Below are 13,350 nucleotides of genomic sequence, written 5' to 3' on the forward strand. Positions count from 1 at the left end.
TTTTAGCGAGTTTCCGCGGGTCCGGGGCGGCGCGGCGGCCGCCCCGGCAAAGCCCCTCAGTCCGCGTCGGGACCGTCGTCGCGGGCCGGGCCGGCGGTCGGCCCGAGCGGCTTGGGATCGTGGGACGGATCGTGCACCGGCGTCGCGGAAGAGGAAATGACCGTCCCGCGCTGCTGCGCCATCTCGTGCAGCCGCTCGAACAGCTCGTTCGGCATCTTCAGCTCGCGGTGCGGGAAGGGGATCTCGATGCCGTGCTTGTCGAAGACCTTCTTGACCTGCTCGGTATAGGCCCGGCCGACATCCCACTGCTTGCCCGGCAGGGTCTTGATCCGGGCGCGGATATTGACCGCGCTGTCGCCCAGCCCGACGACGCCGTGCATTTCCAGGTCGCCCAGGATGAAGGCGCCGAACTGGCCCTTGCGGACATTCTCGAAGGCCTCGAACATGGCGTCGCGCGCCAGGTCGATGTCCGATCCGTAGCTGATGCCCGCGACCTCCACATGGTAGGAGAAGCGGCGCATGAAGTTCGACACGGTATCCACCGCGGAGAACGGCACCAGATGGTAGGTCCCCGACAGGTCGCGGATGCCGACCGAGCGGATCGTCAGGCTCTCCACCGCGCCGGAGATGCCCGCCACGGTGACCACGTCGCCCTCGTTGATCGCGTTCTCGAGCTGGATAAACACGCCGGTGATGATGTCCTGCACCAGCTTCTGCGCGCCGAAACCGATGGCCAGGCCGATGACCCCGGCACCGGCAATCAGCGGCGCGATGTTGATGCCGAGCTCGCTGAGCGCCATCATCCCCGCGAAGACGATCACCGCGATGGTGATGGCGTTGCGCGCCAGGCTCAGCAGCGTGCGCTGCCGCGCCGAGACGGTGCGGAAGGGCGAGGTCGTGGTCAGCCGGTCGTCGATCCAGGCGCTGATCGACGCCCAGATCGCCAGCGCGATCAGCACGATCAGAAGAGCCGTGCCGAGGCCCCAGATCCGCTCGGCCTGCAGGATGTTCTCGAAATGCGCGAGATCCCAGGCCGCCAGTTCCCAGACGATGGCGACGATCACGCCCGCGAGCCCGGCCAGCACCGACAGGGTCGGCAGGAAGCCGTTCACCCGCTCGATGAAGAGCTGCAGAAGCCGGCCCTTGCCCTTGGGCACCGGGAAGGCCGCGTCGCCCGCCTTGGAGAGGATGCGCAGGCAGACGAGGAACAGCGCCAGTGCGCCGACGCTCCAGAGCGTCGCCTTGCCCAGCACGTCGAGCATGCCGTAGGGCCGGGTGATGGCGATCCAGTAGCAGGTCAGCACGTAGAGCGTGGCCAGGGGCGGCCAGGCCTTGTTCCAGATCGTCTGGGTCGTGTCGGAGACGAGGTTGGCGAATTCGTCCTCGTCGCTGCTCTGGCTCCTCTGGCGCTCCTCCTCGGCCTTCTTCTCCTCCAGCCAGTCCTGCAGGCTGCGGTGCAGCCGCCGGATGGCGAACAGGGCGAAGATCATCGTGACCGTCAGCAGCACCGAGCGCAGCGAGGAGGCGATGGTGAAGTTCGACCAGACCCGGGCGATCGGCACGACCGCGACAAGCGTGTAGACCAGCAGGCCCGACACGCGCTTCACGCTTCGGAAGATCGTGGTGTCGATATGCTGCGGCAGGCGCGAGAACGTGACGTCGCGGGGGCTGTAGGACACGAAGAGGCTCAGCACCAGGGTGATGGCGCCGACCACCAGGAAGGCGTTGAGGTAATAGGCCTGCACCACCGCGACCGAGCCGCCGCCGAAGGCGGAGGCCAGCGCATAGCCCGCGACCCAGGCCAGGAGCAGTCCGACCAGGCGCAGCACCGACTGGATCGCGACGGCCTTGGCCACGCGGCGGATGGTGCGGGTTTCCGGCGGGCGCACCACCGCGCGGGCGAGGATGCGCAGCACGCGGTAGATCGCGACCGTGGCGACGATCGTCGCGAGGAGCCGCGGGGCCTCTTCCATGATCCGCGCGCGGCGCGAGTCCGACAGCACGGCGGGCAGCTCGGTCAGACGCTTCACGTCGGCAAGCAGCGCCAGGCTCCGGTTCTGCAGGTCGTTGGCGAAATCGGTCATGATCTCGGCGGCCTGCTGGGCGAAGCCGTGGATGTCCGGCGCGGCGAAGGTGTCGCCGGCATCGCCTTCGTCGGTCCCGTCGGCGGATGCGGCCGCTTCGGTGCCGGATGCGGCGGCGTCCGCGGAGGCGGCGTTGCCGTCCTGCGCGGTGGCATCCTGCTGCCCGGCGCCGTCCTGCCCGGCCGCGGCGGGGGCGGCCTGGGACAGCGCCTCGATCAGCTTCTGCCGGGCGGCGTCGTCCTGCAGCACGTCGAGCAGCACGCCGAGATCGCCGCCCTGGGCGGTTCCGCCGGCAGCGGCGGCATCTCCGCCGGAGCTGCCGGCGGACTGGTCCTGCGCGCTTTCCTGCTGCGCCGAGCCCTGCTGGAGCGAGGGCAGCAGCGACTGGGCCGGAGCCTGGGTGACGTGGAAGGCGATCAGGAGGATCGGAAGCAACCGGAACAGCATCTTCTTCATGCGGCGGCTCCGGGCATGCGGCGGACATGCGGGGCGTGGGGGACGGCTGCCGCGCGGGCTTCCCGGCGGAACATGCCGAACAATGGATTCATCTTCAGGTCTTCTCTCGCGTCAGGCTCTGGTTCTGGTCTGGCGGACCGTCTGCACGACGGCCCCGCCGGAGAACGCCGGGCACGCGGATTGGTTCCGCACCGCAGCGTGCACGGTCCCCTTCTCGGAATGACGCGCCGACAAGTCAACCGCCGGCCGGAAAAACGGCAGGCTCCTGCCGATGCTCGCTCCCTGCAGGCAGCGGCAGGCCCGGACGTCCCGCGTGCCGGAGCGGCGCGCCCTCCCTCTCCCCGCCGGGGAGAGGGCCGGGGAGAGGGGGCTGCCCTACGCGCTGCCGCCCAGACCGGCCCCGGTGGCGAGCATGACCCAGACCTTCATCCGCATGACCACCGCCTTTTCGATCGCCCAGGCCTGGATGAGCTCTCCCAGCGCGGTCCCGGCCAGGCGGCCGGAAATGCGCGTGGTATAGGCCTGCACCAGGCAATGGCTGCCATTGACCAGCAGCGCGCGCTGCTCGGGATGCTCGAGCTTGAGATAGGCGACGATCTCGCCGCGCCGCGCCAGCTCCATCGGCTGGATCAGCTTGCCGGTGGGGCCGACCTGTCCCGGGGCGATGGAGTCCTGGATCCGCACGATCCGCGCGGGCAGCACCGAATTCTGCATCCCGTTGTTGACGTTGCTGGCACAGGCGATCTCGGCGGGCATGCCGACATGCAGCACCGAGAGGTTCACCTGGGTGAATCCTGCCACGACCTCGGCGGACCAGGCATCCGTCGGATCGGGCACGATCACCATCGCCGGGTTGAGCGCAACCTGGGCGGCGCGGTCGCCGACGCTCAGCGTCAGCTGCTCGATGCGGCCCGGCACCTCGGCGGTGACCGTGGTTTCGTCGAGCGCGACCTGCGCCTGCTGCAGCTGGGCCTGCGCGGTGGCCAGCTGGGCCGGTGCCAGGTTCTGCGCCTGCAGCGTGGCCGTCGCCAGCTCGGCCTGCGCGCCGGCCAGCTCGGCGGCGCGCTCCTTCTCGTCGTTCTGCGCGCGCAGCAGGCGGTCCTGGGCGAAGGCCGGCGATTTCTCGTCGCGGAATTTCTCCTGGTTCGACAGCTGCACGTTCGCCTCGTCCAGCCGCGCCTGGGCGGTGTCCACTGCGGTCTGGGCGTCCTTCATCTGCGAGACCGCCACCGCGACTTCCTCGCGGGCGGCCTCGACCTCGCTCCGGGCGACGGCCACCGCAGCGGCCTGGCGGGAATCATCGACCGTGAAGAGCAGGTCGCCCGGCGCGACGCGCTGCCCGGCAACGACATGGATGGCGGTGACGGTGCCGCCCTGTTCGGAGACCACCGGGACCACGCGGAACGGCACGATGCCGGTCTCGGATTCCGGGTGGTAGTACTCGATCGTGAAGATCAGCGCGAGAAACAGCAGGAACCAGACATAGAGCGACCGGTGCACGCTGTAGAGCGAGATCTCCCGGTGCCGCAGCCGCAGGTAGAGCACCCGGATCAGGAACGGGAAGCTGGTGAGGAGAAGTTCGATCACTCTTTGCGCCCCCGGGTTTCGGTGGTCCAGAGCACGACGTCGCGCGCGGCGGCGGCGAGGATCAGCGACAGCGGCAGGAGGATGTTCACCCCGGCCAGCGGCGGCAGGATGTCATAGGCCAGCCCGACCGTCAGCATGGTGGGGATGGTGGTGCGCAGCAGGGTTTCCTCGCCCTTGCGCCCGGCATAGCGGTCGAAGACGGCATAGAGGTAGATGACCAGGAAGCCGACGAGGAGCAGCGTGACCAGCCCGTATATGGCGAAAATGTCGGTCGTTCCGGGGTCGACCCATGAATTCGGTGCCGGATCCAGCGCGGCGGCTTGCGCTTCGGTCGTGCTCATGCAGGCTCCAATCGCTACGAATGCCTAGAAATTGCTTGCTGGCACGCTAGCAAACCGTGGCGCGCGGAGAAGGGATTAACCGTCGCGGCACGGTATTTTCGTTTCCATAACGGCAACGGAGCAACAATTTGCGCGGGCCGCGGCAAACAGCGGAGACGGAACGGGCAATCCGGCCTTTCGCGCCTGCGCGGGACGGGGAGGGGCGTGCCCTCCCCGCGGGGCTCAGCTGTAATGGGCGCTGGCCGCGGCGGGGGCCTTCAGCGCCTGGATGGCCGAGTCGATGCCGACCGTGCCGCGCAGATCGCCGCCGGCCATGACCGGGCAGCAGCCGTCGGGCGCGGCATGGAGCTTCTGCAGGGCTTCCTCGATCGTGTCTCCGGGCGCGACCGGCGCGCCCTGCGCCGGTGCGGGCGGCCCCATGATCGAGCGCATCCGCACCACCTTGGCCCGGTTCACGTCCTTGATGAAATCGGTGATGTAGCCATCGGCCGGATTCATCAGGATCTCCTGCGGGTCGGAGGCCTGGATGATCTCGCCGTCGCGCAGGATGGCGATGCGGTCGCCGATCCGCAGCGCCTCGTCGAGATCGTGGGTGATGAAGATGATGGTCTTGTGCAGCTCCTCCTGCAGCTCCAGCAGGATCGTCTGCATGTCGGTGCGGATCAGCGGGTCGAGCGCCGAGAACGCCTCGTCCATCAGCAGGATCTCGGCATCGGTCGCCAGCGCCCGCGCCAGGCCGACGCGCTGCTGCATGCCGCCAGAGAGCTGCCCGGGATAGTGGCCCTCGAACCCGGCGAGCCCGACGCGCGCGATCCATTTCGCCGCCCGTTCGGCCGCTTCGGTGCCGTCGACGCCCTGGATGTCGAGCCCGTATTCGACATTCTCCTGCACGGTGCGGTGCGGCAGCAGGCCGAATTTCTGGAACACCATCGACATCTTGAAGCGCCGCAGGTGGCGCAGCGCCTTGTCGCCCATCGCCAGCACGTCCTCGCCGTCGACCCAGATCTCGCCCGAAGTGGGCTCGATCAGCCGGTTGAGATGGCGGATCAGCGTCGACTTGCCCGAGCCCGACAGGCCCATGATCACCTGGATTTTGCGGCCCGGGATGTCGAGATTGATGTCGCGCAGGCCCAGCACGTGGCCGTGCCGCTCCAGCAGCTCGGACTTGGTCATGCCCTGGCGGACATGGCCGAGCGCCTCCTGCGGGACATCGCCGAAGATCTTGTAGAGCTCCTTGATGCGGACTTTCGGTTCTTCGGTCATCGAGGGATCACTCACGGCCGGTCTCCCGGTAGGCTTGCAGGCGCTTGCCGTAGGTCTGGCTGACGCGGTCGAAGATGATGGCGAGGGCGACGATGGCGAGGCCGTTCATCAGGCCGAGCGCCAGGTACTGGTTGGAAATCGCGCGCAGCACCGGCACGCCCAGTCCCTGCACCCCGATCATCGAGGCGATGACGACCATGGAGAGCGCCATCATGATGGTCTGGTTGACGCCCGCGAAGATGTTCGGCAGCGCCAGCGGGATCTGCACGCCGAAAAGCTTCTGCCGGTAGGAGGCGCCGAAGGCCTCGGCCGCCTCCATCACCTCGCGGTCGACCAGCCGGATGCCCAGGTTCGTCAGGCGCACGATCGGCGGGATGGCGTAGATGCACACGGCCAGAAGCCCGGGCACCTTGCCGATGCCCAGCAGCATCACCACCGGGATCAGGTAGACGAAGCTGGGGATGGTCTGCATCACGTCGAGGATCGGCGTGATCACCGATTGCGCCCGGTCCCAGCGCGCCATCAGGATGCCCAGCGGAATGCCGATCGCGATGCACAGGACCGTCGCCACAGAGATCATGGCGAGCGTCGCCATCGTGTCTTCCCACATGTCGAAGATGCCGATCAGCAGGAAGGCGATGACGGTGCCGCCGGTGATCTTCCAGCTGCGCGCGCCGAACCAGGTCAGCGCGGCGATCACCAGGATCACCAGCGGCCAGGGCGCGTCGGTCAGCAGGTCCTGGAACCAGACGAGGAATTTCAGCAGGGGGTTGAAGAAGGCTTCGAGCTGCTCGCCATAGGCGCGCGAGAAGGTGCGGAAGCTTTCGTCGATCCCCTGGCGGAGCGCCGAGAGGTCGCGGCGGCCCAGAGAGGGGAATTCGGTCAGGAAGTCGAGCATGGGACTCCTTTCGATGGGAAAGCCCGCGGCCGGAGCCGCGGGCGGGCAGGGGCCCGGGCCGCGCTCAGAGCGCGTCCTTGACCTTCTCGGCGACATCCTCGGACACCCACTGGGTCCAGACGTCCTCGTGCGAGATCAGGAACTCGTAGGCGGCATCCTCGCCGTTGGCCTGGTTCTCCGTCATGTAGACGAGCATCGCGTTCATCACGTCGCCGGGGAAGACGCGGGCCTTGAAGTAGTTCTGGGCGACGCCGCCTTCATCGAGGAAGCCCTTGGTCACCACGGTCTCGACCTCGGACTTGGTCCAGCTCGTCGGCTTGGGATCGAGGCACTCCTGCTCGGACTTCGCGATGCAGCCGTCCCAGTTCTCCCTGCCGGCCCATTCGGTTTCGAAGGGAAGCATGACGAGGCCGTATTTCCCGATCACCGCTGTCGGCGACCAGTAGTAGCCGAACCAGGGCTGCGAGCGGTTCACCGCCTTGGCAATCGAGCCGTCGAGACCTGCCGCCGAGCCCGGATCGACCAGCTTCCAGCCTTTTTCCTCCATGTCGAAGGCGCGGAACAGGTTGGCGTTGACCAGCTGGCAGCCCCAGCCGGCCGGGCAGCCCATGAACGCGCCCTTGTCGGGGTCCTCGACATCCGGGACCAGGTCGGGATGCGCCAGCATCTTCTCTACGGTGTCGATCTCGGGATGCGCCTCGTGGAATTCGGACGTCACCCACCAGCCTTCGCCCAGCCCGGTGATCGGGCCGTCGTTCAGCGCCTGGAGGCGGCCCTCTTCCTTTGCGGCCGACAGCGGATCGCGCACCGCGTTGATCCACAGTTCCGGCGCGACGTCCGGCTGGGCCTTCTCGTTCATCGAGGCGAAGGTGGTGTTGGTGGCGCCGGGGATCAGCTCCACGTCGCAGTCATAGCCCTCTTCCAGGATGATGGCGTCGACATTGGCCATCAGCTCGGCCGAGGCCCAGTTCATCTCGGCGATCGAGACGTCGCCGCATTGCTCCTGCGCCATGGCCGCGCCCGCGCCGGCGGCAAGCCCGAGGAGGGTTGCCGCGCTCAGTCTGGTAAATTTCATGGGAAACTCCCGCTCTCTCTTCGTGTGTCTGCCGCGGCGGAGCCTTGCAATCCGGCCTGCGGTCACCACCCCGAATGGGCGATTTCTCCGCGCGGACCGGCTTGGCGCCGGGCGCGATCGGCGGAGCGTCGTCAAAGGGAAGCATAATCAACCCCTTCGTGCAAGCAGGCATCCTGTCCGGCGGAAATCCGCGTGCCGCGCCCGGCTCCGCGGCCCAGAAGGGCATGGCACGAGGCGGTCCATGCCGCGCCGCCTTCCCCCTTCCGTCCCCGGCCTTTTCCTCGCCGCGCCGCTTTCTGCGGCCGGCGCGACGTCGCACGGAGGTTGGTGCCGGACCCGGAAGGGCGTGTGCCCGGCTTCACGGCGCATGCGCCGGGCCTGCATGGCGGCGATCTCCGCGAGCACAAGGCCGGGGCCTGCCCGGGCCGCCGCAGACCGGACATGCCGGGATGGAACCGCTGCCGGTACCGAATGATGGCAGGCGATGGAATTTCTGGCGCGCGGCGCAGGCCTGCACCTCCGGCCATTTCCCCTGGACGCCTCCGGAAACGGCCCGGCGGCGCTGCGCGTCCGGAAACCGGACACGTTGCCGGGCGGACCCTCAGCACATGGCTCCCGTTCGCTTCGGGCATTCCATCGCGGGACTTCCGGTCCTGCTCTTCGTCCTGATCCGTGGGCTCACCCGCGGCGCAGTCCTGCGAGATGAAGGTCCATTCACCGCCTCTAGACCAGAGCCCCGGAGCGCACATTCTCTGCCCTTGCGGGCGGAAGGTGCCGTGCCGTGCAGCCTCCGGGACGTTGGCGCGTTCGGCAGCCCGGCCAGCACTTGGTCCGCAAGCTGCCTGCGCCGGAATATGCGGGCGGCCCCGGCAACGCGATGATCGCTGCGGGCAGCAGCATCCGGCCCGCCGCGAGCGGTCGCTGGGCACTTTCGCCGTCAAGGCGTCCGGCGGCCGTCCTTTGTGGCGCGACCTGCATGCGATGACCGGGATCTGCACGGGCGCTTTCGCTGTCTTCCCGGCAATGGACGACCGGCTTTGGTCCTCGATCCAGGGGGAGCAAATTCCATGGGCCTTCCCATGCGCCGGGGCTCGGCATGTCAGATGGCTGATGGGCCGGGCAAACCGCTCTTGGCCGGTCCGGCGGCCGAAGTGCCTAACCGCGCGCGACGGATAGTGGGGAGGCCGCCGGTGCCGCTCTCCGGATTTCCGCGGCGGGGGACGGCGGAGCTTGACAAGGTGGTGATCCGGGTCGAGGCGCGGGCAATCGTTCCGGTCCATCCCGGCGATATCCGTGCAGGCAGGCGAACCATTTCGACCCGCATGCGCGCGAGGTGCCCGGCGGGGCGGGCTTCGCCGCGCCCGGCACGCTGGGGCGCCGGGCCGAAATGGGGCAGGAACGGGGGGTGGTGCCGCGCGTGGCCTGCGCGTCACCGGCCGTGCTCTGCATCTCCCCCGCTGCGATGCGGCGGCCGTGCGCCCATCGGATGCGCCGGGCGTTCCGCAGCTGCGTGCAGACCGGCGCATCCCGCGGACGCTGCCGGCAAAGGCGGCGGGGGCCGTCTTCCCTCTGGCCGGTCTGTCCATGGCCGCGCGCGGCTTGGCTGTCACCAGAAAACGCTCCGGTGGCATCGGGCGCAGATCGCGGCATTCCTGCACGCCGCTGCGGAGGCAGTCATTGCCCTCCGCGGCCGTTTCGCCTAAGCCGCGCGCATCACACCTGACAGCGAGGTTCCCATGTTCAGCGCTCTGCCGGACCAGCCCGAAGACAAGATCCTGAAGCTCATGCAGATGTACCGCGAAGATCCGCGGGAGCAGAAGATCGATCTGGGCGTCGGCGTCTACAAGGACGCCAGCGGCCATACGCCCATCATGCGCGCGGTGAAGTCCGCCGAGAAGACGCTTTGGGAAACCGAGACCACCAAGACCTACGTGGCCCTGGCCGGCGCGCCGGAATTCAACGACGCCATGGTCGGCCTCGTGCTCGGCAGCGCGGTTCCGCGCGGCGATGTCGCCTGCGTCGCGACCCCGGGCGGCACCGGGGCGGTGCGCCAGGGCTTCGACCTGGTCAAGCTGGGCAATGCCTCGGCCACCGTGTGGTATTCGACCCCGACCTGGGGCAACCACATCTCGATCCTCAAGCACATGGGCGTGGCCCACAAGCCCTACCGCTATTTCGACGCCGAGTCGGGCGAGGTCGATTTCGCCGGAATGATCGCCGATCTCGACACCGCGCTTCCGGGCGACGTGATCCTGCTGCACGGCTGCTGCCACAATCCGACCGGTGCGAACCTGACCCAGCCGCAATGGCGCCAGGTCGTCGACCTGCTGAACGAGCGCGGCCTGGTCCCGATGATCGACATTGCCTACCAGGGCTTCGGCGACGGGCTGGAAGAGGATGCCTTCGGCGTGCGCCTGGTGGCGGAGAACTGCCCCGAGACGATCATCGCGGCAAGCTGCTCGAAGAATTTCGGCGTCTACCGCGAACGCACCGGCGCGCTGATGGCGGTGTCCCGCGGCGGCGCGGAAACCGGCCGGGCGCAGAAGACGCTGGCCTATCTCAACCGCCAGAACTACTCCTTCCCGCCGGATCACGGCGCGCGCCTGGTCTCGATGATCCTGACCGACGAGGCGCTGAAGGCCGAGTGGATGGCCGAGCTGGAAGAGGTCCGCACCGGCATGCTGGCGCTGCGCGAGCAGCTGGCGGGCGAGCTGAAGCGGCTGACCAACTCGGACCGCTTCGATTTCATCGCGCGCCACCGCGGCATGTTCTCGATGCTGGGCCTGACGGCGGAGGAAATGGACGTGCTGCGCGAGACCCACGGGATCTACGGTGTCTCCGACAGCCGGATCAACATCGCCGGGCTGAACAGCGAGACGGTGCCGCTGCTTGCCAAGGCCGTGGCCGAGGTCGTCGGCGGCTGATCCGCTGCCGGACGGCACGGCAATGCAAGGCGCGGGTGGACAGCCCGCGCCTTTTTCGTCTCACTGTGCGCAGGAGGTGCCGCCTTGGCCGATGACGACTCCCTCTCTGTCCGCCCCTGCCTGCCGGACGCCCTGCGCGCGCTGGTCGAGGACCTGCCGCGTTCCGCCTGGAGCGCGCATCCCAGCTTCCGCGGCCTCGCCGAATTCTGGCTGGAGAAGCACCTGAGCTTCCGCCGCCTGTCGGACCTGCTGCTGCGCGACCTCCGGCTGGCGCTCGACGGCAATCTCGCGCCCGAGATCCTGTCGAACCGGGTCTGGCACCATGGCGGCATGCTGGTCGGCGGGCTGCATGACCATCACGGGGTTGAGGACCATCACTACTTCCCCGCGATGCTGCGGCTGGAGCCGCGCATGGACCGCGGCTTCGCGCTGCTCGATGCCGACCACCATGCGCTCGATCCCTGGCTGGAGCGGCTGGCGGCGGAGGCGAATTCGCTGATCGGCGCGTCTTCCGACCGGGAGGAGGCGGCGAGGCTGCTTGCCTCTCTGGAGGGGTTCGCGCCCTTTCTCGAACGGCACCTGGAGGACGAGGAGGACCTTATCGTGCCGGTGATCCTGCGCCACGGCATGGGGTAGGGGCTCAGCCGTCGGGCAGCATCAGCAGCACGGCGGCCAGCGCGCAGGCCAGCCCGGCGGCCTCGCGCAGAGAGAAGGGCTCGCCGAAGACGACGACCCCGATGGCGCAGGCGCCTGCAAGGGTGAAGCCGGAATAGGCGACGGCCCCGGCGCCCAGCGGGATGTGCCGCATGGCGAGGAACCACATCAGCGCGGAGACGACATACAGCAGGCAGCCCCAGCTGAGATAGGCGCTGCTGCGGGCGGTTCCGCCATGGTCGGCAGCAAGCTTGATGACATAGTCGCCGAGGATCACCACCAGTGCGGTTGCCAGCGAAAACCCCAGTCCCATCAAAGCGCTCTGCATCGCAAATCCCCCAAATCCATCCCTTTTCCCGCAATGGTCCGACCACGGCGCGGGGGCGGCGGCTGCGCTAGGCAGGGGATCCTGACCCGGACATGTCCTGCGATGCATGCGGGATTTGGTGGAGCCTTGGGGCGTTGCTGCGCAGATTCAGGGGGATTCATCTTGTGACTCCAGCATGCTAGCCGGTAGGCATGAGCAGACCTCCGAAGACGAGGTGCACGAGGGCCAACTGGAAAAGCTGCGATCAGGCGCTGAGGCAGTGCGGGTTGCCGACCGTCTGGTTCGAGGCCGCAGGCGGACGGCTTTGTGGCGAGCCTGCTGGAACGGTCCAGGCTTGGCTGATCCGTGCTCTTCGCCGTCCAGGGCTCCACCCGTCCGGCCCTCAAATCCTCCCCTGGAGGATTTGCCGCTTCCGCGGACCGGACCGAACTCCGCCGGATGGCTTCCCGATGGCGTTGATGCTGCAACCGCCCCCCGACGGCATCGAGGTGCCAAGGTGGGATCGCGGCAATCCAGTTTGGCAGGCGGCCATGCCGGAGATTGCCGCGGCCGGGCTCGATCCGCCGACCGGCAGGCGAATGCGCGGCAATCTCCGGGAGGCTGGCGGAGAATGTGGTCCAGGTCCGCGGCGCTGGCGCCAGGGGGCGCTGCGGTTCTGCGCAGGAAGCTCCGGAGAGCCGAGGTGCCGGAGTTCTTCGCCAGGCTGCCGCCCTGCCTGGTGGCGATGGAAGCATGCGGCGGCGCGCATTTCCGGGGCCGCGAGCTTGCGAAGCTGGGCCATGAGGTCAGGCTCGGCGCGCCCGGGCACCTGGCCCGCGCGGATGCCGGAGCGCAAGCCGCCGATGCCGGTCCGCGTGGCCCTTGCGAACAGCGAGCGGTGACGCGCCACCGGTCCGAGCGCATCGCGAGCGGCGCGCGTTCGCCCGCTCACGCGAACCATGGCGCTCGCGGGCCCACTCCGGGCGTTGACGAAGAGCGGAGAGACCTGCCGGGCTCCGGCCGCGGCGGCGCAAGGCCGGCCAGCGGCCGCGAGACGCCGGAGCGGAGGAGGGCAAGGAGAAGTTTGGCGCAACGGCCGTGAGACGGGATCGGCAGAACCAGAGTGCAACAATGTGCCTTCGGGCACGCGGCATCTCTCTCGGACCGTCGCCCATCGGGCTCGAACCAATGGCGCCAGGATGGGCAACCGTTCGATGCCTTACTCCGCGAACACCATGCGGGCCCGCGGCATTCGATGATGCCGCCGGCCCATGTGCAGCCGCATGCAAGGCGGGGGAAGGCGGACGCGGCCGGCGCGGAAGCGGTCCGCGGGGCCGCTGCCCGGCCCGCCATGCGCTTCGTGCCGGCGAAGCCGGCAGGCCGACAGGCGGCGGGCCCGGATCATGCGGCGCGGGATGTCCCGGTTCGCCAGCGGACACGGACGGCGAACGCGATCCGCGCGCATCTGCCGGAGTTCGGGATCGCGGCCGCGGAGGGCATTCGCGGCTTGGACCGGCAGCTCGGAGCCGCGCGCGGCGGGCCCGGCACGCGGCCTGCCCGCCGGCCGGCTGCGCGGTCCGGAGGGGAGGACCGGCATCGTGGCGGCGCGGAAGACCGGCCCGCCCGCCCGGCGGCCCGCCACGATCCCCCGCCTCGGCCTCTGCGGCAGCCGCGCCCGGCGTGGCTGTCTTCCGGTCCGCCCGGCCCGGGCCGGCGCCGCGGGCGCACCCGCCTGGCGGCAAGGAGCGGTCCGGGCGGATC

9 protein-coding genes and 1 pseudogene are annotated in these 13,350 nt (G+C 69.0%); 3 read left to right on the forward strand and 7 right to left on the reverse strand.

The window, feature by feature from the left end; all coding sequences use genetic code 11:
- Positions 1 to 56 precede the first annotated feature (56 nt).
- From HCC78_RS19610 to HCC78_RS19635, 6 genes are all read right to left on the reverse strand, one after another.
- Positions 57 to 2,540 (reverse strand): mechanosensitive ion channel domain-containing protein, encoded by a 2,484-nt coding sequence (locus HCC78_RS19610; RefSeq protein WP_172330482.1) that lies wholly within the window; start codon positions 2,538 to 2,540, stop codon positions 57 to 59.
- A 375-nt stretch (positions 2,541 to 2,915) separates the two neighbouring features.
- Entirely contained in the window at positions 2,916 to 4,127 is a 1,212-nt protein-coding gene (locus HCC78_RS19615; protein WP_172330483.1) for a biotin/lipoyl-binding protein, read from the reverse strand.
- Complete coding sequence (locus HCC78_RS19620) at positions 4,124 to 4,468, reverse strand: hypothetical protein (RefSeq protein WP_172330484.1); 345 nt, start codon at positions 4,466 to 4,468, stop codon at positions 4,124 to 4,126. The genes HCC78_RS19615 and HCC78_RS19620 overlap by 4 nt, the downstream gene beginning before the upstream one ends.
- Before the next feature lie 222 nt (positions 4,469 to 4,690).
- The gene (locus tag HCC78_RS19625; protein WP_172330494.1) at positions 4,691 to 5,731 is read right to left on the reverse strand and encodes a glycine betaine/L-proline ABC transporter ATP-binding protein; all 1,041 of its coding nucleotides are present in this window, start codon (positions 5,729 to 5,731) and stop codon (positions 4,691 to 4,693) included.
- A gap of 7 nt (positions 5,732 to 5,738) precedes the next feature.
- A complete protein-coding gene (locus tag HCC78_RS19630) occupies positions 5,739 to 6,629 on the reverse strand; it encodes a proline/glycine betaine ABC transporter permease (protein WP_172330485.1) in 891 nt (296 codons plus the stop codon).
- Between the two features lie 64 nt (positions 6,630 to 6,693).
- Positions 6,694 to 7,704: a glycine betaine ABC transporter substrate-binding protein gene (locus tag HCC78_RS19635; RefSeq protein ID WP_172330486.1), complete on the reverse strand. Its 1,011-nt coding sequence runs from the start codon at positions 7,702 to 7,704 to the stop codon at positions 6,694 to 6,696.
- A 1,736-nt stretch (positions 7,705 to 9,440) separates the two neighbouring features.
- Here HCC78_RS19635 and HCC78_RS19640 point away from each other — a divergent pair.
- Together HCC78_RS19640 and HCC78_RS19645 are read left to right on the forward strand one after the other, a co-directional pair.
- On the forward strand, positions 9,441 to 10,628 hold the full coding sequence (locus tag HCC78_RS19640; RefSeq protein WP_172330487.1) for an amino acid aminotransferase: 1,188 nt from the start codon (positions 9,441 to 9,443) through the stop codon (positions 10,626 to 10,628).
- An 84-nt stretch (positions 10,629 to 10,712) separates the two neighbouring features.
- Positions 10,713 to 11,264: a hemerythrin domain-containing protein gene (locus tag HCC78_RS19645; protein ID WP_253949264.1), complete on the forward strand. Its 552-nt coding sequence runs from the start codon at positions 10,713 to 10,715 to the stop codon at positions 11,262 to 11,264.
- Between the two features lie 4 nt (positions 11,265 to 11,268).
- Here HCC78_RS19645 and HCC78_RS19650 read toward each other — a convergent pair whose 3' ends face one another.
- Positions 11,269 to 11,595, reverse strand: a complete 327-nt coding sequence (locus tag HCC78_RS19650) for an SMR family transporter (RefSeq protein WP_172330488.1) — start codon at positions 11,593 to 11,595, stop codon at positions 11,269 to 11,271.
- Between the two features lie 603 nt (positions 11,596 to 12,198).
- On the opposite strand from HCC78_RS19650, the pseudogene HCC78_RS33840 reads away from it, so the two are divergent.
- Positions 12,199 to 12,421 (forward strand): annotated as a pseudogene (locus tag HCC78_RS33840) (IS110 family transposase); the annotation flags it as partial.
- Positions 12,422 to 13,350: the final 929 nt, after the last annotated feature.

The organism is Mangrovicoccus sp. HB161399, from assembly GCF_013184745.1.
GTDB lineage: Bacteria > Pseudomonadota > Alphaproteobacteria > Rhodobacterales > Rhodobacteraceae > Mangrovicoccus.